Genomic DNA, 23,032 nt, shown 5'->3' on the forward strand with positions numbered 1-23,032 from the left:
TAGTTCCAACCGGACGACGTGGTCCGGTCGTCGGCCCACGTTGCAAAGGTTCTCTCTGCCATGCGCATTGGTGTGCTCACTTCCGGTGGCGACTGCCCCGGCCTCAATGCCGTCATCCGCTCCGTCGTGCACCGCGCCGTGGTCGACCACGGGGACGAGGTCATCGGCTTCCACGACGGCTGGCGCGGCCTGCTGGAGTGCGACTACCGCAAGCTCGACCTGGACTCCGTGGCCGGCATCCTGGCCCGCGGCGGGACCATCCTCGGCTCCTCCCGTGTCCAGCCCGCGCACCTGCGCGACGGTGTGGAGCGGGCCCGCGGCCACATGGCGGACCTCGGCCTGGACGCCATCATCCCGATCGGCGGCGAGGGCACGCTGAAGGCCGCCAACCTGCTCGCGCAGGGCGGTCTGCCCATCGTCGGCGTACCGAAGACCATCGACAACGACATCTCCTCCACCGACGTGACCTTCGGCTTCGACACCGCCGTCGGCGTGGCCACCGAGGCCCTGGACCGGCTGAAGACCACCGCCGAGTCGCACCAGCGCGTGATGGTCGTCGAGGTCATGGGCCGCCACACCGGCTGGATCGCCCTGCACTCGGGCATGGCGGCCGGCGCGCACGCCATCGTCGTGCCGGAGCGCCCGTTCGACATCGAGGAGCTGACGGCGATCGTCGGCGAGCGCTTCTCGGCCGGCAAGCGGTTCGCGATCGTCGTCGTCGCCGAAGGCGCCAAGCCGCGCCCCGGCTCGATGGACTACCAGCAGGGCGGCAAGGACCAGTACGGGCACGAGCGCTTCGCCGGCATCGGCAACATCCTCGCCGCGGAGCTGGAGCGGCGCCTGGGCAAGGAGGCCCGCCCGGTCATCCTCGGCCACGTCCAGCGCGGCGGCACCCCCACCGCCTACGACCGGGTCCTGGCCACCCGCTTCGGCTGGCACGCGGTGGAGGCGGCGCACCGGGGCGAGTTCGGCATGCTGACGGCCCTGCGCGGCACCGACATCGTGATGGTCCCGCTCTCCGAGGCCACCTCGACCCTCAAGACCGTCCCGGACGCCCGGTACGACGAGGCCGAGACGGTCCTGTGATGTTCGACCCGTTCTGACCCCTTCGGCCGCCCCCGGACACGATCGCGTCCGGGGGCGGCACTACTGTGGTGGGGCGCCACAGTCAAGGGAGTGAACAGATGGACCACAGCGGTCACGGCATGGACATGAACATGGATATGGACATGAACATGGACCTGCCGCCGTTCACCCTCGGGCGCGGTCTGGAGTTCTCCTTCGACGCGTTCTTCCTCTTCGGCTCCCTCCTGGCGCTCGCCCTCTACGGCTGGGGCGTGCTGCGGCTGCGCCGGCGCGGGGACGCCTGGTCGCCGGGCCGGACGGTCGCCTTCGTCATCGGCGTGCTGACGGTGGTGCTCGTGATGTGCACCAAGCTGAACGACTACGGCATGGTCATGTTCAGCGTGCACATGATCCAGCACATGGTGATCAGCATGGTCACGCCCATCCTGGTGCTCCTCGGGGCCCCGGTGACCCTCGCCCTGCGCGCGCTGCCGCCCGCGCCCCGCGGCAGCAAGGGTCCGCGCGAGCTGCTCCTGATGCTGCTGCACAGCCGGTACATGCGGATCGTCACGCACCCGGCGTTCACCATCCCGGTGTTCATCGCCAGCCTCTACGCCCTGTACTTCACCCGGGTCTTCGACTTCCTCATGCAGAGCAGGACCGGGCACATCGCGATGATGGTCCACTTCCTCGCCGTCGGCCTGGTCTTCTTCTGGCCGATCATGGGCGTGGACCCGGGGCCGCACCGCCCCGGCTACGTGATGCGGATGCTGGAGCTCTTCGCGGGCATGCCCTTCCACGCCTTCTTCGGCATCGCCCTGATGATGGCGAGCGAGCCGATGATCAAGACGTACGCGAACCCGTCGGCCTCCCTGGGCATCGACCCCCTGGACGACCAGCACTGGGGCGGTGGCATCGCCTGGGCCTTCAGCGAGATCCCCTCGGTCCTGGTGCTGATCGCCCTGGTCTACCAGTGGTACCACTCGGAGCAGCGCGCGGCGAAGCGCTCGGACCGGGCCGCGGACCGCGACGGTGACAAGGAGCTGGAGGCGTACAACGCGTATCTCGCCTCGCTCCGAGGGCGCGGCCAGTAGCGCGGAGGCCGGTCGGCGCGCCACCATGAGGCATGACCGGATCCGTTAAGGCGATGGCCGTCACGACCTTCACCGCCCTGGTGGCCGTCTCGACGTACTCCGTGGCCCTCGGCAGCAACGGCTGGCTGTGGTTCGGCTGGGTGGTGCTGGGGCTGCTGACCCTGGGCATGGCCGTCTCCGGCAGCTCCTGAGAGCGGCGCCGGGCCCGCGCGGCCCGCTCCTCGCCACCGCATGGCTGATCCGTCCGTGGTCCGACCGTCGGGTGAAGGGAAGCGCCGGGTGTTCTACCACCTGCTCAAGCACGTGCTGCTCGGTCCGCTGCTGCGGCTGCTGTTCCGGCCGCGGATCGAGGGACTGGAGAACATACCCGAGGAGGGCGCCGCGATCATCGCGGGCAACCACCTGTCCTTCTCGGACCACTTCCTCATGCCCGCGATCCTCAGGCGCCGGATCACCTTCCTGGCGAAGGCCGAGTACTTCACCGGGCCCGGGATCAAGGGCCGGCTGACCGCCGCCTTCTTCCGCAGCGCCGGGCAGATCCCGGTCGACCGCTCCGGGAAGGACGCCGGCCAGGCGGCCCTGCGCGAAGGGCTCGGAGTGCTGGCCAGGGGCGAGCTGCTCGGCATCTACCCGGAGGGGACGCGCTCGCACGACGGGCGGCTCTACAAGGGCAAGGTCGGGGTGGCGGCGATGGCGCTCGGGGCCGGGGTTCCCGTCGTCCCGTGCGCGATGGTCGGCACCTTCGAGATCCAGCCGCCCGGACAGACCCTCCCGAAGATCCGGCGGGTCACGATCCGCTTCGGCGCCCCGCTGGAGTTCTCCCGGTACGCGGGGATGGAGGGCGAGCGGGCGGTGCTGCGCGCCGTCACGGACGAGATCATGTACGCGATCCTCGGCCTCTCCGGACAGGAGTACGTCGACCGGTACGCGGCCGAGGTCAAGGCGGAGGAAGAGCAGGAGCGGAAGAAGGCCCGGCGCACGAAGCGCTGAGCCCCCTCCCGCTCACCGACGTCCTACGGCGGTCCTAGCGGACGGCCGGGAGCTCCTCGAGCTTGGGCAGGTCCGCGGCCGGGGCCTGGGCCGTCAGCGACTTCGCGGCGGCCGGGGCCGGCGGCACCGGAGTGGCGTGCGGGCCGCACTTCACGTCCTGGGCGTCGACCTTGCCGGTCAGCAGGTAGGACTCCACCCGCGTGTTGATGCAGGGGTTCACCAGGCTGGTGACGCCGTGCGAACCGGCGTTCTGCTCGGTGATCAGGCGCGAGCCCGCCAGCCGGCGGTGCAGCTCGACACCGCCCTGGTAGGGGGTGGCGGCGTCACGCTCGGACTGGACGATCAGGACCGGGGCGATGTGCTTCGCGCCGACCTCGATCGGGGTGCTCTGCTTGGACTTCCAGGTCGCGCAGGGCAGGTTCATCCAGGCGTTCGACCAGGTCAGGAACGGGTACTTCTTGTTCAGCGCGGTGTTGTCCCGGTCCCACTTCGCCCAGCTGGTCGGCCACTTGGCGTCGGCGCACTCCACCGCGGTGTAGACGGCGTTGCCGTTCTCGGAAGCGGCGTTGCCCTTGGTGTCCGACATGTCGGGGGCGATGGCCTCGATGAGCGGCTTCTCGTCACCGGCGGCCCAGGCGCTGAACGCCTGCGCGACCGGGACCCACGAGGAGTCGTAGTACGGGGCTCCCTGGAAGAAGCCGATGAGCTCGGCCGGACCGACGACCCCGCCGAGCGGGTGGGCCTTGGCCTGGGCGCGCAGCTGCTGGTACTTGGCCTCGACCTTGGCGCGGGTGTCGCCGAGGTGGAAGACCGAGTCGTACTTGGCGACCCAGTCCTGCCAGTCGTTCCAGCGCGTCTGGAAGGCGACGTCCTGCTCCAGGTTGGCCTGGTACCAGATGTTGTCGGTGTCGGGGTTGACCACGCTGTCGACGATCATGCGGCGGACGTGGCCCGGGAACAGGGTCGCGTAGACCCCGCCCAGGTAGGTGCCGTAGGAGACGCCGAGGTAGTTCAGCTTCTTCTCGCCGAGGGCGGCCCGGACGACGTCCAGGTCGCGCGCGGTGTTGGTGGTGGTCATGTGCGGCAGCATCTCGCCGCTGCGCTCCTTGCAGCCGTCCGCGTACTCGGCGGCGAGCTTGCGCTGCGCGAGCTTGTCGGCCTCGCTGGAGGGGACCGGGTCGGCCTTGGGGGCCTTGACGAACTCCTGCGGGTCGATGCAGGAGATCGGCGCGGAGTGGCCGACGCCGCGGGGGTCGAAGCCCACGAAGTCGTACGCCTTGGAGGTGTTGACCCACAGCGGGCTCTTGGTGGTGACCCGGCGCGGGAAGCGCATGCCGGAACCGCCCGGGCCGCCCGGGTTGTAGACGAGGGAGCCCTGGCGCTCCTCCTTGGTGCCGGTGCTGACGGCACGGTCGACCGCGATGTCGATCGTCTTGCCGAAGGGCTTGGTGTAGTCGAGCGGGACCTTCACCCAGCCGCACTGGATCGGCTTCTCGAAGCCCCAGTCGGCCGGGCAGTCCTTCCAGTCGATGCCCGTGCGCGCGGCGCGTGCCGCGGCGATCTGGGCACCGACCGCCTCCGCGGCGCCGTTGTCCTTGCCGGCCGGAGCCGCCGAGGCGGACGGCGCGAGCAGCAGGCCCGCCGCCAGCGCGCCGGTGATGAGAGTGGCGGCGCTGCCCAGCGTCGCGTTGCGTATCACGTGGTTGATCCCCCTGGTCAGATGCCGCGCGAGGCGGCCGGGTTGGGTCAGGGGGATCCTTTCGTCTGACGGGTACCTGGCAACAGGGCGGGGTCGAGTTCTTTGCCAACCCGATAACCGGCGACGGGTGTACCGCTGAGCGGTGTCCCTTTCGCCCCGAACACCCGTGCCTCACCAGCCGTACGCCCGGGCGGCCTCCTCCAGCAGTTCGCGCAGCCGCAGCGCGTCGGGGGCCAGGGCCGTCACCAGGACGGCCGGGCCCGCGAGCGGGGTGACCGCCGCGAACTCCCCGAGGACCGCGGCCGGCGGCGGGTCCTGCTCGAACCGCGGGTCCACCACCAGGAGCTGGCCCAGTGTCCGGTGTCCGGCGAGCCCGGCGGGGCCGTCCCAGCCGCCCGGTGCGCCGGGGCCGCAGGACAGTTCCTGGTCCAGCAGCGGGCGGCCGCCCCGGGTGACCGTGAGGCGGCTGCGCAGCAGACCGGGTGCCTCACCGGTGCGGCCGAGCACCTGCTCCTCGCGCAGCATCAGCCGGGCGGAGGGGGCCAGTTCGGCGCGGGTGGAGACCCGCAGGTCGCTGCCGCGCACCGAGACGAGCGGCTCGGGCAGCCAGCGCACCGCCGACTCCCGGGCCAGCGTCAGCCGTACGTCGTACCGCGCGCTCTCCCCGCCCCGGCCGGGCAGGGCCAGGGTGGCCGCCGCCGAGCGCAGGCCGAGCCGGGCGCCCGGTCCCGCGTCGGCCTCCACCGCGAGGCGGTCGCCGCCCAGGGGGGCGCTCATCGCGCCGACCAGCATCACGCCCGCCTCGGCGCCCTCGCCGCGGACCCGGCGCAGGGCGAGCGGGCCGTCCCCGGCCAGCACGGGCAGGGCGGTGCCACCGCGCCCGTCGGCGGCCGCGGTGATCCGGGCGGTGGCCCGCAACCCGGCGGCCGGGAACGGGGGCGCGGGGGGTGCGGTGGTCACCGTCCGGCCCAGACGGCGAGGCGCTCGCGCACCCAGCCGGCCACCGGGGCCACGCCCTCGGCGCCGCGCAGGGACTGGAAGGCGACGGGCAGGTCACCGCGCTGCTCGGCCGCGTCGCGGGCCATCCGGTCGAGGTCGGAGCCGACGTAGGGGGCCAGGTCGGTCTTGTTGACCACGAGCAGGTCGGCGGTGGTGACGCCGGGGCCGCCCTTGCGCGGGATGTCGTCACCGCCGGCCACGTCGATGACGAAGATCTGGGCGTCCACCAGCCCCCGGGAGAAGGTGGCGGTCAGGTTGTCGCCGCCGGACTCGACGAGGATCAGGTCCAGGGGGCCGACGGCCTCCTCCAACTCCTCGACGGCCTCCAGGTTGGCGGAGATGTCGTCGCGGATGGCGGTGTGCGGGCAGGCGCCGGTCTCGACCGCGCTGATCCGCTCGGGGGGCAGGACCGCCTCGCGGAGCAGGAACTCCGCGTCCTCCCGGGTGTAGATGTCGTTGGTGACGACGGCCATGGACAGGTCGGCGCGCAGGGCGCGGCAGAGCGCGGCGACGGTGGCGGTCTTGCCGGAGCCGACGGGTCCGCCGAGTCCGATGCGCAGGGCGCGGCGGCTGCCGTCTGCGCGCAGGGGGGCGGCGCCGTGGGTGTGCCGGTGGGGATAGGTGACGTCGTGGTCGAGGTGCACGGCAGGTGTCTCCTTGGGGGTGGTCTGGTGGTGGGGGCGCCCGCGCTCAGGAGGCGAAGAGGCGTACCGCCCAGTCGGCATGGGCCTGTGCCGCGATGTCCAGCAGCGGCGAGGAGGCCGCGGGCAGCGCGTCGGTGCCCTGCTCGCGCGCGAGGAGGGCGGCCTCTGCGGCCCGGGCCGACACCGCGTCGAGTTCGGGGGTGAGGCCGGCCAGGACGGCGCTCGCCTCGAAGGGGTCGAGGCCCAGCAGCCGTACGGTGGCGGTGGCCGGCCCGCTGACGCTCTCGTAGGCCGCCACGTGCGCGGCGTCCAGGGCGCCGAGCCCGGCGGCCCGGGCGGTGAGGCCGAGCACCACGGGCTGGTGCGCCCCGCGCGGGAAGGCGGCGGCCAGCGCCTCCAGTTCGGCGCAGGGCCAGGTGGCGCGGCCGGCCCGCAGCAGCTGCCGGCCCAGCCGGCGGGCCGCCGCGCGCAGGGCGGGCGAGGGGGTGCGGGCGTCGGCGGCGGCGTCGAGGTCCGCCGGGTCGAGGCCGAGGGCGGCCGCCGCGGCGAGGGCGGCGGCGGTGAGCCCGGCGGTGTGCAGCCGGCCCCGGCAGAACTCGGCCAGGGAGGCGGCGTCGTGGATCCGGCCCGCCTTGCAGGCGGCCTCCGCCCCGCCGGAGTGGGCGTGCCCTCCGGCGGGGAAGCGGCCGTCGGCGAGGACGAGCAGCGCGGCGAGGCTCATCAGAAGAGGAAGTAGCGCTGGGCCATGGGCAGCTCCGCGGCGGGGGCCGGTGCCACGACCTCGCCGTCGATGCTGACGGTGAAGGTGTCGGCGTCCACCTCGACCCTCGGCATGGCGTCGTTGTTGCGCATGTCCGTCTTGCCCACCTGGCGGGTGCTCTCGATGGCCGTGAACGCCTTGGTGAGGCCGAGCCGTTCGGGCAGGTGGTCGTCGAGGGCTGCCTGGGAGGTGAAGTTCAGCGAGTTCAGGCCGGGTGCGCGTCCGATGGCGCCGTACATGGGCCGGGGCAGGACCGGCTGGGGGGTGGGGATGGAGGCGTTGGCGTCGCCCATCTGCGCGTAGGCGATCTGGCCGCCCTTGACGACCACCTCGGGCTTGACCCCGAAGAAGGCCGGGTTCCACAGCACCAGGTCGGCGAGCTTGCCCACCTCGACCGAGCCGATCTCGCGGGCCAGGCCCTGGGCCACGGCCGGGTTGATCGTGTACTTGGCGACGTAGCGGCGGGCACGGTGGTTGTCCGCGGGGCCGTCCCCGGGCAGGAAGCCGCGCCGCTTCTTCATCACGTGGGCGGTCTGCCAGGTGCGCAGCACGACCTCGCCGACCCGGCCCATGGCCTGGGAGTCGGAGGAGATGATGGAGATGGCGCCGAGGTCGTGGAGCACGTCCTCGGCGGCGATGGTGGAGGGCCGGATCCGGGACTCGGCGAAGGCGAGGTCCTCGGGGACGGCGGGGTTGAGGTGGTGGCAGACCATCAGCATGTCGAGGTGCTCCTCGACGGTGTTGACGGTGTGCGGCCGGGTGGGGTTGGTGGAGCTGGGCAGGATGTTCGGCTCGGAGACCACGGTGATGATGTCGGGGGCGTGGCCGCCCCCGGCGCCCTCGGTGTGGTACGAGTGGATGGTCCGCCCGGCGATGGCCGCGAGGGTGTCGCCCACGAACCCGGCCTCGTTGAGGGTGTCGGTGTGGATGGCGACCTGCGTGCCGGTCTCGTCGGCGACGCTCAGGCAGGCGTCGATGACGGCGGGGGTGGCCCCCCAGTCCTCGTGGATCTTGAACCCGAGGGCGCCGCCGCGCAGCTGGGAGTACATGCCCTCGCGGGACATGGTGTTGCCCTTGCCGAGCAGCCCGATGTTGACGGGGTACGCCTCCAGCGCCGCGAACATCCGGGCCAGGTGCCAGGGTCCGGGGGTGACGGTGGTGGCCTTGGAGCCCTCGGCGGGGCCGGTGCCGCCGCCGACGAGGGTGGTGATGCCGGAGGCGAGGGCCTCGTCCACGACGGTCGGGGAGATGAAGTGGATGTGGGTGTCGATGGCCCCGGCGGTGACGATCTTCCCGTTGCCCGCGATGATCTCGGTCTCGGGGCCGATCACCAGGGCGGGGTCCACGCCGTCCATGGTGTCGGGGTTGCCGGCCTTGCCGATGCCGCAGACGCGGCCGTCGCGGATGCCGACGTCGGCCTTGACGATGCCCCAGTGGTCGAGGATCACCACGCCGGTGATCACCGTGTCGGGGGCGCCCTCGGCGCGGGTGGTGCGGGCCTGCCCCATGGACTCCCGGATCACCTTGCCGCCGCCGAAGACGGCCTCGTCCCCGGAGCGGCCGGGGCCGCCGCTGAGGTCCTGCTCGATCTCCACGAAGAGGTCGGTGTCGGCGAGCCGGATGCGGTCGCCCCGGGTGGGCCCGAAGAGGTCGGCGTACGCCTGGCGCGAGATCTCAGCCATCGAGGGGTCCTCCGGTCTCCCCGCGCAGTCCGGGCACGGTGCGCAGCCCGCCGAGCGGTACGAGTTCCACGGCGACCGGGATGCCCGGCTCGAAGCGGACGGCCGTGCCGGCGGCGATGTTCAGGCGCAGGCCGCGGGCGGCCTGCCGGTCGAAGTCGAGGCCGGGGTTGGCTTCGGCGAAGTGGTAGTGGGAGCCGACCTGGACGGGCCGGTCGGCTGCGTTGAGCACGGTGAGACGGGTGACGGGACGGCCTTCGTTGAGGCGCACCGGACCGTCCCCGAAGGCGATTTCGCCGGGGATCATGTGGGGGGCCCTCTTCAGATGATCGGGTCGTGGACGGTGACGAGCTTGGTTCCGTCGGGGAAGGTCGCCTCGACCTGGACGTCGTGGATCATCTCGGGGATGCCCTCCATGACCTCGGCACGGGTGAGCACCTTGCGTCCGGACTCCATGAGTTCGGCGACGGTCCGGCCGTCCCGGGCGCCTTCGAGGAGGTGGGAGGTGATGAGGGCGATGGCCTCGGGGTGGTTGAGGAGGACCCCGCGCGCCCTGCGCTTCTCGGCCACGTCGGCGGCGACGTGGATCATCAGTCTCTCTTGTTCGTGTGGTGTCAACTGCACCTGTATCACCAAGCTTCCGGGACAAGATCTCATCGCGCCGTGGCGAACCGTACCGGTCGTCAACACTTTGTTGACCTGCGCATATCCATGCCAAGCATGTCTTGCCCAACGCAGAGCGAGGCTTTCCGTCCCGATCACCCGCGCTTTACCGGCCCATGGGTCGCCATTGGCGCAAGGCGGCGGACACACCCTAGAGGCGACACTTTTCGGCCGGGTTAACCCACGTTTCCACGAGACACCCGGTTCATCCCATCGGGGACGTGCGGGGCCCGTTCGCGCTACGGCCGCCGGGGCCTGAGGGGTTTCAGCGGCCCCGGAGGGTCCCGGCGGGCCGTCCGGCCGGCCAGGGCAGGCAGATCCACACCGTCTTCCCGCCGTCCTCGGTGGGGCTGACCGACAGCCGGCCACCCGCCTCCGCCGCCAGCCAGCGGATGATGACCATGCCCCGGCCGTTGTCCTGCTGGACGGCCGCGGGCAGCCGCCGGGGCCAGCGCGGGTGGCTGTCGGTCACACCGACGCGGAGCCACTCCTCGCGCTCCAGGCGGAGGTCGACGGTGAAGGTGGGCGACTGCCCGAAGGTGTGCTGGACCGAGTTGGTCGCGAGCTCGGAGACGACCAGCCGTACCGTGTCGGCGGTGTCCGCGTCCCCGGGCAGTCCCCAGTCCTCCAGCACCTGCAGGACGTAGCGGCGGGCGGCGGCCACGGAGACCGGGTCGCTCGGCAGAGTGACGGATGCTTCCAGCTGATCTGCCATGGCGACGTCCCTTTCCCACCGGGGCGGAGCCGCCCCGGATCTGCGCTGAGCGCCAGCGTGTCACCCATCCTGCCGCCGATTGCGGCGTTCCCCCAAGATATGCATATATCTGTCCCCCAATGCGGTGAACTCTGCTACGGAAAAGCGGATTCGGACGGCAGACTGGTGCGGGTCTGTGCCGGTGGAAGGAGAGCGGGTATGCAGCACGGTCCCGCGGTGCGCCGGCGCAAGCTCGGCGAGGAACTGCGCGCGCTGCGCGACCGCACCGGGCTCACGAGCGGCGAGGTGGCCCGCATCGTGGGATGGCACCAGTCGAAGGTCAGCCGTATCGAGACGGGCCGCAGTGGCGTGAAGACGCAGGACATCCGGCTGCTGCTCGACGCCTACGGGGCCGTGGTCAGCCCCCAGCAACGCGCCCTGTTGGAGGCCCTGTGCGCCTCGGCGGCGGGACCGGCCGCGGGGGGCGGGGAGGCGCGCGGACGGCAGTGGTGGCACGACTACCGGGGGCTGCTGCCGCAGGAGTACCGGGACTTCATCAGCCTGGAGGCGGGGGCCAGCGCGGCGCGGACGGTGGAACTCTCGGTGGTGCCGGGCCTGTTGCAGACCGCCGACTACGCCCGCGCGGTGACCCGGGCCGCCCTGGGCGGGCTGCCGGAGCCGAAGGTGGACGCGCTGGTCGAGGTGCGGATGGCCCGGCAGGCGGTGCTGCGGGCCGATCCCCCGCTGGAGCTGAGCGCCGTGCTGGACGAGGCGGTGCTGCGCCGGCAGATCGGCGGCCCGGGGGTGATGCGTCAGCAGCTGCGGCACCTGGTGGAGGTGGCGCAACTGCCCCAAGTCCACCTCCAGGTACTGCCGTTCACCGTGGGAGGTCATCTCGGCCTGACCGGACCGTTCGTCATCTTCTCATTTCCGAACATCGCCGATCTGGATGTGGTGGTACTCGACCATTTGACGAGTAGCCTCTATCTGGAGCGGAAGGAAGACCTTGAGGCGTACAGCGCCGCGTTCCGCACCATCCAGGCGCACGCCCTCCCGCCCCGTGACTCGTCGGATCTCATCACCTCACTCGCTGACGACGCGTAAGGAGGCACCTCGGTGTCCGCAACCCCCTTATCCCCCGGCGGACTTCCGCACAGCGTCCGGTGGCGGCGGAGCAGCCGCAGCACCGGAATGAACAACTGCGTGGAAATGGCCGCCCTGTCCGGCGGCCTGCTGGCCGTCCGCGACTCCAAGCGGGCGGACGGCCCGGCCGTGCTCTTCACCGGGCCGGCCTGGGGCGGCTTCCTCGCCGCCGTACGGACGGACGTGGCCGGGTGACGTCCTACCGCTGAACCGCCTCCGTGGCCCCGGCCGGAGCGGTCCGCAGGACCGCCTCGACGGCCCGGCCGATCTCCTCCCCCGTGAGATCCGCCCGAGCCGTCAGCCGCAGCCGGGAGATGCCGTCCGGCACCGACGGCGGACGGAAGCACCCCACGGAGAGTCCCTCCTCGCGGCAGTCGGCGGCCCAGCGCAGTGCCGCCGCGGCCGACGGGGCCCGCACCGACACCACGGCCGCGTCCGGCCTGGCCGCGGTCAGGCCGGAGGCGGTGAGCCGCCCGTACAGCTCGGCGGCCACCTCCCGGACCCGGTCCGCGCGCTGGGGCTCGCGCCGCAGCAGACGCAGGCTCGCCAGCGCCGCCCCCGCGGCGGCCGGGGCGAGCCCGGTGTCGAAGATGAAGGCGCGGGCGGTGTTGACCAGGTGCCGGATCACCCTGGCCGGCCCCAGCACCGCTCCGCCCTGACTGCCCAGCGACTTGGAGAGGGTCATCGTCGCGACCACCCCGGGCGCCCCCGCGAGCCCGGCGGCGTACAGGGCGCCCCGGCCCCCCTCGCCCAGCACCCCGAGCCCGTGCGCGTCGTCCACGACCAGGGCAGCGCCCGCCTCCCGGCAGGCGGCGGCGTACCCGGCGAGCGGGGCGGCGTCCCCGTCGACCGAGAAGACGGAGTCGGTCACCAGCAGGGCGCGGCCGAAGTGGCCGCCGAGGGCCTTGCGGACCTGCTCCACGTCACCGTGCGCGCTCACCTCGACCTCCGCCCGCGAGAGCCGGCAGCCGTCGACGATCGAGGCGTGGTTACCGGAGTCGGAGACGACCAGGGCGTCCCGGCCGCTCAGCGCGGTCACGGCGGCGAGGTTCGCGGCATAACCGGACGAAAGCACCAGAGCCGCCTCGAAACCGGCGAAGTCGGCCAGTTCCCGCTCCAGTTCGGTGTGCAGCTCCGTCGTCCCCGTGACCAGGCGCGATCCGGTGGCCCCGGCGCCCCAGCGCTCGGCCGCCGCACAGGCGCCGCGTACGGTCTCCGGGTGCCGGGAGAGGCCGAGGTAGTCGTTGCTGGCGAGGTCCAGGAGGGGCGAGTCGGCCGGGCGCGGGCGCAGGGTCCGCACCAGCCCCGCCTCCTCGCGCCGCCGCTCCGCGCCGTCGATCCAGGCGAAGACGTCCTCGTGCTGCGGGGTGGGCTGGGTCATCGGGGTCCTCGCGTCGCGTCTCACGATGTGTCTCGCGTTTTGTCGGCAGTCGACAGATCTGCTCGACCCTATCCGGACGTCGCCCGAGGGGCCGGTGTGGCGATCCACACACTCCCATCCGGCCATGTTGTCCGATCTCTCCTTGGCCGGGAGTGGTCGCGTGGGACAGGATCGGGCGCATGGACCTGCTGAACACCCTGGTGGACAAGGGGCTGCGGCGCGAGCTGCCGACCCGTGAAGAGGCGCTCGCCGTTCTGGCGACCTCCGACGACGAACTGCTCGACGTGGTGGCCGCGGCCGGCAAGGTGCGCCGCCAGTGGTTCGGGCGCCGCGTCAAGCTGAACTACCTGGTCAACCTGAAGTCGGGGCTCTGCCCCGAGGACTGCTCGTACTGCTCCCAGCGCCTGGGGTCGAAGGCCGAGATCCTCAAGTACACCTGGCTGAAGCCCGATGAGGCGTCCCAGGCCGCGGCGGCCGGGGTCGCCGGCGGCGCCAAGCGGGTCTGTCTCGTGGCGAGCGGCCGCGGTCCGACCGACCGCGACGTGGCCCGCGTCGGCGAGACCATCGCCGCCATCAAGGAGCAGAACGAGGGCGTGGAGGTGTGCGCCTGTCTGGGTCTGCTCTCCGACGGCCAGGCCGAGAAGCTGCGCGAGGCGGGCGCCGACGCCTACAACCACAACCTCAACACCTCCGAGGCCACGTACGGGCAGATCACCAAGACGCACACCTACGCCGACCGCGTCGACACCGTGCAGAAGGCCCACGCGGCGGGTCTGTCGGCCTGCTCCGGCCTGATCGCCGGTATGGGCGAGAGCGACGAGGACCTGGTCGACGTCGTCTTCTCGCTGCGCGAGCTGGACTCCGACTCCGTGCCGGTCAACTTCCTGATCCCCTTCGAGGGCACCCCGCTGGCCAAGGAGTGGAACCTCACCCCGCAGCGCTGCCTGCGGATCCTGGCGATGGTCCGGTTCGTCTGCCCGGACGTGGAGGTCCGCATCGCCGGCGGCCGCGAGGTGCACCTGCGCTCGTTGCAGCCGCTCGCGCTGCATGTGGCCAACTCCATCTTCCTCGGCGACTACCTCACCAGCGAGGGCCAGGCCGGCCAGGCCGACCTCGACATGATCGCGGACGCCGGCTTCGAGGTGGAGGGCGCCGGGACCACGACCCTGCCCGCCCACCGCGCGGACGCCGCCCAGGCCGCGGCCGCCGCCCACGCGGGCGGTGTGTGCGGCTCGGCCGCGGGCTCCGGCGGCTGCGGCCCGGCGGCGGACGCGCAGGCGCCCGGCTGCGGTTCGGCCTGCGGCGGCTGCGCGGGCCACGCCGAGGAGGCCCCGGCCGTGGCGCAGGCCCCCGCGCAGGCGGCGGCTCCGGCTCAGGCCGAGCCGGGCGAGGTGCGCTCGGACCTGGTGGCGGTGCGCCGCCGCGGCGCGGGGACGGATCTCGCCCCCAATGCGTGATCCGTACCCCCTGCACGACCCGCTCGACCCCGGCTCCGCCACGGCCGGCCTGCTGGCCCTGGACCGCCGGCACGTCTGGCACCCGTACGGACCGATGCCCGGGCGGCAGGAGGCCCTCGTGGTCTCCTCCGCCTCGGGGGTCCGGCTGCGCCTGGCCGCGCCGGCGCAGGGGCAGCGGGAGCTGGTCGACGGGATGTCCTCCTGGTGGTCGGCCATCCACGGCTACAACCACCCGGCGCTCAACGAGGCGGCCACCGCCCAGCTGGGCCGGATGTCGCACGTGATGTTCGGCGGGCTCACCCACGAGCCCGCCGTCCGGCTGGCCGCCCGGCTGGTCGAGATCACCCCGCCCGGGCTGGAGCACGTCTTCCTCGCCGATTCGGGATCGGTGTCCGTCGAGGTCGCCGTGAAGATGTGCCTGCAGTACTGGCGCTCGCTGGGGCGGACGGGCAAGACCCGGCTGCTGACCTGGCGCGGCGGCTACCACGGGGACACCTGGCAGCCGATGTCCGTGTGCGACCCCGAGGGCGGGATGCACGAGCTGTGGCAGGGCCACCTGCCGCGGCAGGTCTTCGCGGACCCGCCGCCCGGGGACTTCGACTCCCCCGTGGACCCCGCGTACACCGCCCACCTGCGCTCCCTGGTCGCCGCGCACGCGGACGAGCTGGCCGCGGTGATCGTGGAGCCGGTGGTGCAGGGCGCGGGCGGTATGCGCTTCCACAACCCGGGCTACCTGCGGGTGCTGCGCGAGCTGTGCGACGAGTACGGGGTGCTGCTGGTCCTCGACGAGATCGCGACCGGGTTCGGCCGTACCGGCGAGCTCTTCGCGGCCGGCCACGCCGGGATCACCCCGGACGTGATGTGCCTCGGCAAGGCCCTGACGGGCGGGTACCTCACGCTCGCCGCCACCTTGTGCACCGGGAAGGTCGCCGAGGGGATCTCGCGGGGCGAGGTGCCGGTGCTGGCGCACGGGCCCACCTTCATGGGCAACCCCCTCGCCGCCGCCGTGGCCCTGGCCTCCGTGGAGCTGCTGCTCGGCCAGGACTGGGCGGGCGAGGTCAAGCGCATCGAGACGGGCCTGCGCGAGGGCCTCGCGGCGGCCTCCGGGCTGCCGGGGGTGAAGGACGTACGGGTGCTGGGCGCCATCGGTGTGATCCAGCTCGACCACCCCGTGGACGTCTGGGCCGCGACCCGGGCCGCCGTCCGGGAGGGCGTGTGGCTGCGCCCGTTCCGCGACCTGGTCTACATGATGCCGCCGTTCGTCACCGGTGACGCCGATGTCGCCCGTATCTGCCGCGCGGCCGTGGCCGCGGCCCGGGAGGGATGAGATGTCCGTGATCGTCGTGTCCGGTACGGGCACGGAAATCGGCAAGACGGTGGTCACCTCGGCCGTCGCGGCGGCGGCCGTGGCCGCCGGGCACTCGGTGGCGGTGCTCAAGCCCGCGCAGACGGGCGTGGGGCCGGACGAGCCGGGCGACGCCGCCGAGGCCGTCCGTCTGGCCGGCCCGGCGGTGACGGCGCGGGAGCTGGCCCGCTACCCCGAGCCGCTCGCCCCCGACACGGCCGCCCGGCGCTCCGGGCTGCCGACGCTGGCCCCCGAGCGGATCGCGGAGGCGGCGCGGGAGCTGGCCGCGACGCACGACCTGGTTCTGGTGGAGGGCGCGGGCGGGCTGCTGGTCCGCTTCGACGAGGAGGGCCACACCCTGGCCGACGCGGCGCGGCTGCTGGCGGCGCCGGTGCTGGTGGTGGCCCCGGCGGGGCTCGGCACGCTCAACTCCACGGCCCTGACGGCGGAGGCCCTGAGCGCACGGGGGCTGCACGGGCTCGGGGTGGTGGTGGGCAGCTGGCCGGACTCCCCCGACCTGGCCTCCCGCTGCAACCTGGCCGACCTCCCGCAGGTCTCCGGCCTCCCCCTCCTGGGCGCCGTCCCCCAGGGCGCGGGCACCCTGCCCCCGCCCGCCTTCCGCGAGGCCGCTCCCACCTGGCTGGCCCCGGCGCTGGACGGCACGTGGTCGGCGGACGCCTTCCTGGCCGCCTGGCCGGCCTGACCCCGCCCGGCCCGGGGCCCGCACGGACGGGCGCCGGGCCGGGGAAGCGGTTCTCCGGCGGTTTCGCGGCACGGCGGGGTGGGGAACAGGCCCCGGAGGGTACACGTGTGTCCGCCCGTCAGCCCCCGATCCGCGCCCGGAGGCCGCCCATGCCCGCACCAGCGCCCGATCCCGTCCACCACCCCTGCTTCGCCCGGTTCTACGCCCGCGCCAGCGCGGCCGCCGAAAGCCACGCCGGGATGGCGGCCCTGCGCGAGGAGCTCCTGCGGGGGGTGTCCGGCCGCGTCATCGAGATCGGCGCCGGCAACGGCCTGAACTTCGCCCACTACCCGCGCTCCGTCTCCGAGGTCGTGGCCGTCGAACCGGAACGCACCCTGCGCCGCCTCGCGGCGTCCGCCGCGCTGCGCGCCGAGGTGCCGGTGGACCTCGTACCGGGGGTCGCCGAGGCCCTCCCGGTCAAGAGCGAGGCGTTCGACGCCGCGGTCGCCTCACTGGTGCTGTGCACGGTACGGAACCTGCCGCGCTCCCTCAGCGAACTGCACCGGGTACTCCGCCCCGGAGCCGAGCTGCGGTTCCTGGAGCACGGGGTGGCCCCCGGCCCCGGCATGGCCTGCGTGCAGCGGGCGCTCGACCGTACGGTGTGGCCGCGCCTGTTCGGCGGCTGCCACACCGCCCGGGACCCGCTCGCCGCGATCGAGGCGGCCGGCTTCCGGATCGTCTCGCACCGCTCCTTCCGCCTGCCCGAGCGCGGTCCGGCCCTCCCGACCTCGTACTGCGTCATCGGCTCGGCCCGGCGCTCCGACGACTGACGGGCAGCCGGAGCCTTTGCCTTTCCTTTACGATGAGGGGACAGGGCCCGCCCGGGCCCCTCGGAAGCCCTCCAGGCCCTCCGAGCCTCCCCCGGCCGAAAGGTGTGAGCGTCCGCCCATGGGCGAGCCTCCCAGTCCCACGCGACATCGCGCGACACCCGTCCCTCTGGCCGATCATGGGACGGAGGTGATCGACCGATGACCGAAGTGGTCCTGCTCGTCGTGGCGCTGCTGCTCTGCCTCGCCTGCGGGGTGTTCGTCGCCGCCGAGTTCTCGCTGACCACCGTCGAGCGCAGTGAGCTCGAAGGGGCCGTCGAGCGCGGCGAGCGCGGCGCGGACAGCGCGCTGGCGGCCGTCCGCAGCCTGACCTTCCAGCTCTCCGGCGCCCAGCTCGGCATCACCGTGACCGGCCTGGTCATCGGCATGCTCTCCAAGCCGTCGCTCGCCGCGCTGCTCACGGGCCCGTTCGAGGCCCTCGGCCTGCCGCCCTCCGCCGCCGCCTCCACCGCCCTGGTCCTCGCCACCGTCGTGTCGACCGTGGTGCTGATGGTCGTCGGCGAGCTGGTCCCCAAGAACTGGGCGATCTCCTCCCCGCTGGCCATCGCCAAGCGCGTGGCGACCATGCAGCGGGTGTTCAGCCGCGCTTTCAGGCCCCTGATCAGCCACCTCAACTCCACCGCCAACCACCTGGTCCGCCGGCTGGGCCTGGAGCCCGCCGAGGAGCTGGCCTCCGCGCGCAGCCCCGAGGAGCTGGTGGCCCTGGCCCGGCACTCCGCCAAGGCGGGCGCGCTGGAGAAGGACACGGCCGAGCTGTTCGTGCGGACCCTGAACCTGGCCGATCTGACCGCCGAGAACGTGATGACCCCGCGCGTGCAGGTCACCGCCCTCGACGTGCAGACCACCGCCGAGGACGTGGCCAACGCGACCATGGCCACCGGCCTGTCGCGCTTCCCCGTCTACCGGGGCAGCCTGGACACCGTCGTCGGGACGGTCCACATCAAGGACGTGCTGGCCCTGCCCGCCGAGGAGCGCCGCCACCACCCGGTGTCCCGGCTGCTGCGCGAGCCCCTCCTGGTGCCCGAGTCGCTGACCGTGGACCGGCTGCTGGACCGGCTCTCCGGCCGGCAGACGATGGCCGTGGTGATCGACGAGTACGGCGGCACGGCCGGCGTGGCCACCCTGGAGGACATCGTCGAGGAGGTCGTCGGCGAGGTGCGCGACGAGCACGACCCGCACGAGACCGCCGACCTGGCGCCCGCCGGAACGGACGAGTCCGGCCGCGCCCTGTACGCGGCCGACGGCGCGGCCCGCACCGACCAGCTCCGGCGGATCGGACTGCGCGTGCCGGAGGGCCCGTACGAGACCCTGGCCGGACTGATAGCCGCCGAGCTGGGCCGGATCCCGGCCGTCGGGGACGGGCTGGAGCTGGACGGCTGGCGCCTGGACGTGGTGGACGCGAGCGGCCGCCGCGCCGCGCGCGTGCTGCTGCACGCGCCCGCCGACCTGCCCGATACCGAGGACCCGGAGGGGGAGCGATGACCGCGGTACAGCTGCTGATCGGCCTGGCGACGCTGGTCGTCAACGCCTTCTTCGTCGGCGCGGAGTTCGCGCTGATCTCGGTCCGGCGCAGCCAGATCGAGCCGTATGCCGAGCAGGGCGACCGGCGGGCCCGCGCGGTCGTGTGGGGCCTGGAGCACGTGTCGGCGCTGATGGCGGCGGCCCAGCTGGGCATCACCCTGTGCACCCTGGTGCTGGGCGTGGTCGCCGAGCCGGCCATCGCCCACCTGCTGAGCCCGCTGCTCGATGCCGTCGGGGTGCCGTCCGGCGTGGCGCACGCGATCTCCTTCGTGGTCGCGCTGGCCCTGGCCACCTACCTGCACATGCTGTTCGGCGAGATGGTGCCCAAGAACGTCGCACTGGCGGAGCCGGTGCGCACCGCGCTGCTGCTGGGCCCGCCGCTGGTGGCGATGACCCATGCGCTGAGGCCCGTCATCTTCTCGGTCAACGCCTTCGCCAACACCCTCCTGAGGCTGTTGCGGGTCGACGCGAAGAGCGAGGTCGCGGCCACGTTCTCGGACGACGAGCTGGCCCGAATCGTCAAGGACTCCAGCGATGCCGGGCTGATCGACGGCCGGGCGAGCGCACGGCTGCACGACGCGCTGGAACTGGGGCGCCGGCCGGTCGCCGATGTGGTGCTGCCGGTGGACCGGGTGGTCACGGCCCGGCAGGGCATCACCGCCGCCGGACTGGAGCGGCTGTCGGCCCAGTCGGGCTACTCCCGCTTCCCGGTGGTCGACGGCCAGCGGCGGATCCTGGGCTACCTGCACGTCAAGGACGCCCTGGACGTGGTCGAGCGCGACGAGCCCTTTTCGGTGCGGGCGCTGCGCCCGATCGCCCAGGTACGGGCGGAGACCCCGCTGGACGACGTCCTGACCGCCATGCGGGCCGGTCGCACGCACCTGGCGGCGGTCCTCGGGGCGGGCGGGGCCATGACGGGGCTGGTGACGATGGAGGACGTGCTGCGCGAGCTCTTCGGCAAGCCGGCCTCGGCCTAGAGCCGAGCGCCTTCTCCCCGGCCCGGGCCGCACGGTCGGCGTACCGCCCGGTAGCATCGCTGGGCCATGGGGATGAATGTGTCGTACACCAGTTTCGTCGCGGTCGGTGATTCCTTCACGGAGGGGATGTCCGACCTGCTGCCCGACGGCTCCTACCGGGGCTGGGCCGACCTCCTCGCCACCCGGCTGGCGGCGCGGGAGCCGGGCTTCCGCTACGCGAACCTCGCGGTGCGCGGGAAGCTGATCGGGCAGATCGCCGAGGAGCAGGCCCCGGCCGCCGCGGCGATGAGCGCGGATGTGGTGACGCTGGTGGGCGGCCTGAACGACGCCCTGCGGCCCAAGGTGGACATGGGGCGGGTCCGGGGTCACCTGGAGGCCGCGGTGGAGCTGCTGGCGCCGTCCTGCGAGCGGCTCGTCCTGATGCGCTCGCCGGGCCGGAGCGGTCCGGTGATGGAACGGTTCCGGCCGCGCATGGAGGAGCTCTTCGGCATCCTCGAAGAGCTCTCCGCCCGCCACGGGGCCCTGCTGGTGGACCTGTACGGGGCCCCGGCGCTGGGTGATCCGCGGCTGTGGGACGCCGACCGGCTGCACCTGACGGGCGAGGGCCACCGGCGGGTGGCGGAGGCCGTCTGGCAGGCCCTGGGCCTGCCCGCCGAGGAGGACTGGGCGCGGGCGCTCCCGCCGGCCGCCGTCCCGGGGTGGGGCGTGCGGCGTACCGAGGACCTGCGCTTCGCGAAGCGGCACCTGCTGCCCTGGATCGGCCGCCGGCTGACGGGCCGCTCCTCGGGCGACGGCCGCCCGCCGAAGCGGCCGGAGCTTCTGCCGTACGGGACCCCGCCGCTCTTGTAGCAAGCCACAATTGCCTGCGGTGCCCCTACCTGCGCAAACGCACAGCTCCGGCCCCAGTAGAATCCCTACACGTGACAGCCAAGCCCCGCATCCCCAATGTCCTGGCCGGCCGCTACGCCTCCGCGGAGCTCGCCGTCCTGTGGTCCCCCGAGTACAAGGTGACGCTGGAGCGGCGGCTGTGGCTCGCCGTCCTGCGCGCCCAGAAGGACCTCGGCATCGAGGTCCCGGACGCCGCCCTCGCCGACTACGAGCGCGTCCTGGAGACCGTCGACCTCGCCTCCATCGCCGAGCGCGAGAAGGTCACCCGGCACGACGTGAAGGCCCGGATCGAGGAGTTCAACGCCCTCGCCGGCCACGAGCACGTCCACAAGGGCATGACCTCCCGCGACCTCACCGAGAACGTCGAGCAGCTGCAGATCCGGCTCTCGCTGGAGCTGGCCCGCGACCGCACCGTCGCCGTCCTGGCCCGCCTGGGCAAGCTCGCGGGCGAGCACGCCGAGCTGGTCATGGCCGGCCGCTCCCACAACGTCGCCGCGCAGGCCACCACCCTGGGCAAGCGCTTCGCGACCGCCGCCGACGAGCTGCTGGTCGCCTACGACCGCCTGGAGAACCTGCTCCAGCGCTACCCGCTGCGGGGGATCAAGGGCCCGGTCGGCACCGCCCAGGACATGCTCGACCTGCTGGGCGGCGACGCCGCCAAGCTGGCCGACCTGGAGCAGCGCATCGCCGCCCACCTCGGCTTCTCGCACGCCTTCACCTCGGTCGGCCAGGTCTACCCCCGCTCCCTCGACTACGACGTGGTCACCGCCCTGGTGCAGCTGGCCGCCGCCCCGTCGTCGATCGCGAAGACGATCCGCCTGATGGCCGGCCACGAGCTGGTGACCGAGGGCTTCAAGCCCGGCCAGGTCGGCTCCTCGGCGATGCCGCACAAGATGAACACCCGCTCCTGCGAGCGCGTGAACGGCCTCATGGTCATCCTGCGCGGCTACGCCTCGATGACGGGCGAGCTGGCCGGCGACCAGTGGAACGAGGGTGACGTCTCCTGCTCCGTCGTCCGCCGGGTGGCCCTGCCGGACGCCTTCTTCGCCTTCGACGGCCTGCTGGAGACCTTCCTGACGGTCCTCGACGAGTTCGGCGCCTTCCCGGCCGTCGTGGCCCGCGAGCTGGACCGCTACCTGCCGTTCCTCGCGACCACCAAGGTCCTGATGGGCGCGGTGCGCGCCGGTGTGGGCCGCGAGGCCGCGCACGAGGTCATCAAGGAGCACGCCGTCGCCTCCGCCCTGGCCATGCGCGAGCAGGGCGCCGAGCGCAACGAGCTCCTCGACAAGCTCGCGGCCGACGAGCGGATGCCGCTGGACCGCGCGCAGCTGGACGCCCTGATGGCCGACAAGCTGTCCTTCACGGGCGCCGCGGGCGACCAGGTCGCCGGCGTGGTCTCGCGCATCGAGGCCATCGCCAAGGAGCACCCGGAAGCCGCCGGCTACGCCCCCGGGTCGATCCTCTGACCCCCGAAGAGCTCGAAGCCGCCCGTGACCGCGTCCTCCCGGATGTGGTCGCGGGCGGTCTGCGCGTGCTGTTCTGCGGTATCAACCCGGGCCTCCTCTCCGCCGCGACGGGCCACCACTTCGCCCGCCCCGGCAACCGCTTCTGGCCGGTCCTGCACCTGTCCGGCTTCACGCCCCGGCGACTGGCCCCCGCCGAGCAGGAGGAGCTGCTCTCCTACGGCCTCGGCATCACCAACGTCGTCGCCCGGGCCACCGCCCGCGCCGACGAGCTCAGCGCCGAGGAGTTCCGCGAGGGCGGCCGGATCCTGACGGCCAAGGTGGAACGCCTGCGCCCCCAGTGGCTGGCCGTGGTCGGCATAACCGCGTACCGCACGGCCTTCGGCGAGAAGAAGGCCAACGTCGGCCCCCAGGAGCGCACCATCGGCGCCACCCGCGTCTGGGTCCTCCCCAACCCCAGCGGCCTCAACGCCCACTGGACGGCCGCCACCATGGCCGATGAGTTCGCCCGCCTCCGCGAGGCCGCGGAAGGTTCCCAGGGCTTCTAGGGCGGGTCGACCACGGTGACCACCGCCGTCAGCAGGTACGGGAACTCCTTGTCCCACTGCGCGACGTACGCCACCAGCCACTGCTCCCCGACCCGCCACAGGTGTACGTGGTCGGTGGTGTTGCATATCCCGTCCCAGGGCTCCGGTATCCCTTCCCCTTCGAGCTCCCGGTCCAGCAGGGAGCCCACCGCGAACACCTGCGGCTCCCCCCACCGGTCGGTCAGCGCCTGGGTCAGCGCCCCGTACTCGGCGGCGATCTGGTCGGCCGCCTCCTGTCGGCCCGAACCGTCGTCGTCCCAGAAGTCCCGGGTGCGGCCGAGCGTGACCAGGTGGTGTCCCGGGCCGCCGCCGTAGGCCGGCCCGTCTTCCGGCGCGGTCGGGAAGGCCGTGGCCCGGAGCCGGTCGATCGTGTCGAGATGCTCTGCCGTGGTCATGTCGTCAGTATCCCGGCGA

General features: G+C 73.1%; 25 protein-coding genes. 15 read left to right on the forward strand and 10 right to left on the reverse strand.

Going from position 1 to position 23,032, the window contains the following annotated elements; genetic code table 11:
* Positions 1-60: 60 nt before the first annotated feature.
* From ABZ716_RS21220 to ABZ716_RS21235, 4 genes are all read left to right on the forward strand, one after another.
* Positions 61-1,086, forward strand: coding sequence for a 6-phosphofructokinase (locus ABZ716_RS21220; protein WP_351888086.1), 1,026 nt, complete (start codon positions 61-63; stop codon positions 1,084-1,086).
* Positions 1,087-1,184: 98 nt separating this feature from the next.
* A complete protein-coding gene (locus ABZ716_RS21225; protein WP_358960818.1) occupies positions 1,185-2,159 on the forward strand; it encodes a cytochrome c oxidase assembly protein in 975 nt (324 codons plus the stop codon).
* 32 nt (positions 2,160-2,191) lie between these two features.
* Positions 2,192-2,350 (forward strand): hypothetical protein, encoded by a 159-nt coding sequence (locus ABZ716_RS21230; RefSeq protein WP_358813602.1) that lies wholly within the window; start codon positions 2,192-2,194, stop codon positions 2,348-2,350.
* A gap of 88 nt (positions 2,351-2,438) precedes the next feature.
* A complete protein-coding gene (locus tag ABZ716_RS21235) occupies positions 2,439-3,149 on the forward strand; it encodes a lysophospholipid acyltransferase family protein (RefSeq protein ID WP_358813603.1) in 711 nt (236 codons plus the stop codon).
* Positions 3,150-3,183: 34 nt separating this feature from the next.
* Here ABZ716_RS21235 and ABZ716_RS21240 read toward each other — a convergent pair whose 3' ends face one another.
* The 8 genes from ABZ716_RS21240 to ABZ716_RS21275 form a co-directional block, all read right to left on the reverse strand.
* The gene (locus ABZ716_RS21240; protein WP_358960820.1) at positions 3,184-4,848 is read right to left on the reverse strand and encodes an alpha/beta hydrolase; all 1,665 of its coding nucleotides are present in this window, start codon (positions 4,846-4,848) and stop codon (positions 3,184-3,186) included.
* 171 nt (positions 4,849-5,019) lie between these two features.
* Positions 5,020-5,808 (reverse strand): urease accessory protein UreD, encoded by a 789-nt coding sequence (locus ABZ716_RS21245; protein ID WP_358960823.1) that lies wholly within the window; start codon positions 5,806-5,808, stop codon positions 5,020-5,022.
* On the reverse strand, positions 5,805-6,491 hold the full coding sequence (ureG, locus tag ABZ716_RS21250; protein WP_358960825.1) for an urease accessory protein UreG: 687 nt from the start codon (positions 6,489-6,491) through the stop codon (positions 5,805-5,807). Before ureG ends, ABZ716_RS21245 begins: the two co-directional genes overlap by 4 nt.
* A 46-nt stretch (positions 6,492-6,537) precedes the next feature.
* The gene (locus ABZ716_RS21255) at positions 6,538-7,212 is read right to left on the reverse strand and encodes an urease accessory UreF family protein (protein ID WP_358960828.1); all 675 of its coding nucleotides are present in this window, start codon (positions 7,210-7,212) and stop codon (positions 6,538-6,540) included.
* Positions 7,212-8,933 carry an urease subunit alpha gene (locus ABZ716_RS21260; RefSeq protein WP_358813608.1) on the reverse strand — a complete coding sequence of 574 codons (1,722 nt, stop codon included), beginning with the start codon at positions 8,931-8,933 and terminating at the stop codon, positions 7,212-7,214. The genes ABZ716_RS21255 and ABZ716_RS21260 overlap by 1 nt, the downstream gene beginning before the upstream one ends.
* Positions 8,926-9,237: an urease subunit beta gene (locus ABZ716_RS21265; protein WP_100865164.1), complete on the reverse strand. Its 312-nt coding sequence runs from the start codon at positions 9,235-9,237 to the stop codon at positions 8,926-8,928. Before ABZ716_RS21265 ends, ABZ716_RS21260 begins: the two co-directional genes overlap by 8 nt.
* 14 nt (positions 9,238-9,251) lie before the next feature.
* Positions 9,252-9,554, reverse strand: a complete 303-nt coding sequence (locus ABZ716_RS21270; protein WP_351888112.1) for an urease subunit gamma — start codon at positions 9,552-9,554, stop codon at positions 9,252-9,254.
* 304 nt (positions 9,555-9,858) lie between these two features.
* On the reverse strand, positions 9,859-10,308 hold the full coding sequence (locus tag ABZ716_RS21275; RefSeq protein ID WP_358813609.1) for an ATP-binding protein: 450 nt from the start codon (positions 10,306-10,308) through the stop codon (positions 9,859-9,861).
* A 198-nt stretch (positions 10,309-10,506) separates the two neighbouring features.
* Here ABZ716_RS21275 and ABZ716_RS21280 point away from each other — a divergent pair, with 198 nt between their 5' ends.
* Positions 10,507-11,391, forward strand: coding sequence for a helix-turn-helix transcriptional regulator (locus tag ABZ716_RS21280; protein ID WP_358960831.1), 885 nt, complete (start codon positions 10,507-10,509; stop codon positions 11,389-11,391).
* 12 nt (positions 11,392-11,403) lie between these two features.
* Complete coding sequence (locus tag ABZ716_RS21285; RefSeq protein WP_358813611.1) at positions 11,404-11,625, forward strand: DUF397 domain-containing protein; 222 nt, start codon at positions 11,404-11,406, stop codon at positions 11,623-11,625.
* Between the two features lie 4 nt (positions 11,626-11,629).
* Here ABZ716_RS21285 and ABZ716_RS21290 read toward each other — a convergent pair whose 3' ends face one another.
* Complete coding sequence (locus ABZ716_RS21290; RefSeq protein ID WP_358960834.1) at positions 11,630-12,811, reverse strand: 8-amino-7-oxononanoate synthase; 1,182 nt, start codon at positions 12,809-12,811, stop codon at positions 11,630-11,632.
* Between the two features lie 179 nt (positions 12,812-12,990).
* On the opposite strand from ABZ716_RS21290, the gene bioB reads away from it, so the two are divergent.
* The 9 genes from bioB to mug all read left to right on the forward strand — a co-directional run bounded on the left by bioB (position 12,991) and on the right by mug (position 22,579).
* Positions 12,991-14,268: a biotin synthase BioB gene (gene bioB, locus ABZ716_RS21295; protein WP_358960836.1), complete on the forward strand. Its 1,278-nt coding sequence runs from the start codon at positions 12,991-12,993 to the stop codon at positions 14,266-14,268.
* Between the two features lie 94 nt (positions 14,269-14,362).
* Entirely contained in the window at positions 14,363-15,595 is a 1,233-nt protein-coding gene (locus ABZ716_RS21300) for an adenosylmethionine--8-amino-7-oxononanoate transaminase (protein ID WP_358960907.1), read from the forward strand.
* A gap of 1 nt (position 15,596) precedes the next feature.
* Entirely contained in the window at positions 15,597-16,316 is a 720-nt protein-coding gene (gene bioD, locus ABZ716_RS21305; protein WP_358813614.1) for a dethiobiotin synthase, read from the forward strand.
* 149 nt (positions 16,317-16,465) lie between these two features.
* Positions 16,466-17,125 carry a methyltransferase domain-containing protein gene (locus tag ABZ716_RS21310; RefSeq protein WP_358960839.1) on the forward strand — a complete coding sequence of 220 codons (660 nt, stop codon included), beginning with the start codon at positions 16,466-16,468 and terminating at the stop codon, positions 17,123-17,125.
* Between the two features lie 198 nt (positions 17,126-17,323).
* Positions 17,324-18,664 carry a hemolysin family protein gene (locus ABZ716_RS21315; RefSeq protein ID WP_358960841.1) on the forward strand — a complete coding sequence of 447 codons (1,341 nt, stop codon included), beginning with the start codon at positions 17,324-17,326 and terminating at the stop codon, positions 18,662-18,664.
* A complete protein-coding gene (locus ABZ716_RS21320; protein WP_358960844.1) occupies positions 18,661-19,680 on the forward strand; it encodes a hemolysin family protein in 1,020 nt (339 codons plus the stop codon). The genes ABZ716_RS21315 and ABZ716_RS21320 overlap by 4 nt, the downstream gene beginning before the upstream one ends.
* Positions 19,681-19,746: 66 nt before the next feature.
* On the forward strand, positions 19,747-20,529 hold the full coding sequence (locus ABZ716_RS21325) for an SGNH/GDSL hydrolase family protein (RefSeq protein WP_358813617.1): 783 nt from the start codon (positions 19,747-19,749) through the stop codon (positions 20,527-20,529).
* Positions 20,530-20,600: 71 nt separating this feature from the next.
* Complete coding sequence (purB, locus tag ABZ716_RS21330; protein WP_358960846.1) at positions 20,601-22,034, forward strand: adenylosuccinate lyase; 1,434 nt, start codon at positions 20,601-20,603, stop codon at positions 22,032-22,034.
* Positions 22,031-22,579 carry a G/U mismatch-specific DNA glycosylase gene (gene mug, locus ABZ716_RS21335; protein ID WP_358960910.1) on the forward strand — a complete coding sequence of 183 codons (549 nt, stop codon included), beginning with the start codon at positions 22,031-22,033 and terminating at the stop codon, positions 22,577-22,579. Before purB ends, mug begins: the two co-directional genes overlap by 4 nt.
* On the opposite strand, the gene ABZ716_RS21340 is transcribed toward mug, so the two are convergent.
* Positions 22,576-23,013 carry a hypothetical protein gene (locus tag ABZ716_RS21340; protein ID WP_358960849.1) on the reverse strand — a complete coding sequence of 146 codons (438 nt, stop codon included), beginning with the start codon at positions 23,011-23,013 and terminating at the stop codon, positions 22,576-22,578. The genes mug and ABZ716_RS21340 overlap by 4 nt on opposite strands.
* Positions 23,014-23,032 lie beyond the last annotated feature (19 nt).

It is taken from the genome of Streptomyces sp. NPDC006687 (genome assembly GCF_040636215.1).
Taxonomy (GTDB): Bacteria; Actinomycetota; Actinomycetes; order Streptomycetales; family Streptomycetaceae; genus Streptomyces.

Excerpts from the sequence above, each read along its gene's own strand:
- ABZ716_RS21220 (WP_351888086.1), top strand. The coding sequence starts at position 61 with ATGCGCATTGGTGTGCTCACTTCCGGTGGCGACTGCCCCGGCCTCAAT.
- ABZ716_RS21225 (WP_358960818.1), top strand. The coding sequence starts at position 1,185 with ATGGACCACAGCGGTCACGGCATGGACATGAACATGGATATGGACATG.
- ABZ716_RS21230 (WP_358813602.1), top strand. The coding sequence starts at position 2,192 with ATGACCGGATCCGTTAAGGCGATGGCCGTCACGACCTTCACCGCCCTG.
- ABZ716_RS21255 (WP_358960828.1), bottom strand. The coding sequence starts at position 7,212 with ATGAGCCTCGCCGCGCTGCTCGTCCTCGCCGACGGCCGCTTCCCCGCC.
- ABZ716_RS21260 (WP_358813608.1), bottom strand. The coding sequence starts at position 8,933 with ATGGCTGAGATCTCGCGCCAGGCGTACGCCGACCTCTTCGGGCCCACC.
- ABZ716_RS21265 (WP_100865164.1), bottom strand. The coding sequence starts at position 9,237 with ATGATCCCCGGCGAAATCGCCTTCGGGGACGGTCCGGTGCGCCTCAAC.
- ABZ716_RS21275 (WP_358813609.1), bottom strand. The coding sequence starts at position 10,308 with ATGGCAGATCAGCTGGAAGCATCCGTCACTCTGCCGAGCGACCCGGTC.
- ABZ716_RS21280 (WP_358960831.1), top strand. The coding sequence starts at position 10,507 with ATGCAGCACGGTCCCGCGGTGCGCCGGCGCAAGCTCGGCGAGGAACTG.
- ABZ716_RS21290 (WP_358960834.1), bottom strand. The coding sequence starts at position 12,811 with ATGACCCAGCCCACCCCGCAGCACGAGGACGTCTTCGCCTGGATCGAC.
- bioB (WP_358960836.1), top strand. The coding sequence starts at position 12,991 with ATGGACCTGCTGAACACCCTGGTGGACAAGGGGCTGCGGCGCGAGCTG.
- ABZ716_RS21300 (WP_358960907.1), top strand. The coding sequence starts at position 14,363 with ATGCCCGGGCGGCAGGAGGCCCTCGTGGTCTCCTCCGCCTCGGGGGTC.
- bioD (WP_358813614.1), top strand. The coding sequence starts at position 15,597 with ATGTCCGTGATCGTCGTGTCCGGTACGGGCACGGAAATCGGCAAGACG.
- ABZ716_RS21310 (WP_358960839.1), top strand. The coding sequence starts at position 16,466 with ATGCCCGCACCAGCGCCCGATCCCGTCCACCACCCCTGCTTCGCCCGG.
- ABZ716_RS21315 (WP_358960841.1), top strand. The coding sequence starts at position 17,324 with ATGACCGAAGTGGTCCTGCTCGTCGTGGCGCTGCTGCTCTGCCTCGCC.
- ABZ716_RS21320 (WP_358960844.1), top strand. The coding sequence starts at position 18,661 with ATGACCGCGGTACAGCTGCTGATCGGCCTGGCGACGCTGGTCGTCAAC.
- ABZ716_RS21325 (WP_358813617.1), top strand. The coding sequence starts at position 19,747 with ATGGGGATGAATGTGTCGTACACCAGTTTCGTCGCGGTCGGTGATTCC.
- ABZ716_RS21340 (WP_358960849.1), bottom strand. The coding sequence starts at position 23,013 with ATGACCACGGCAGAGCATCTCGACACGATCGACCGGCTCCGGGCCACG.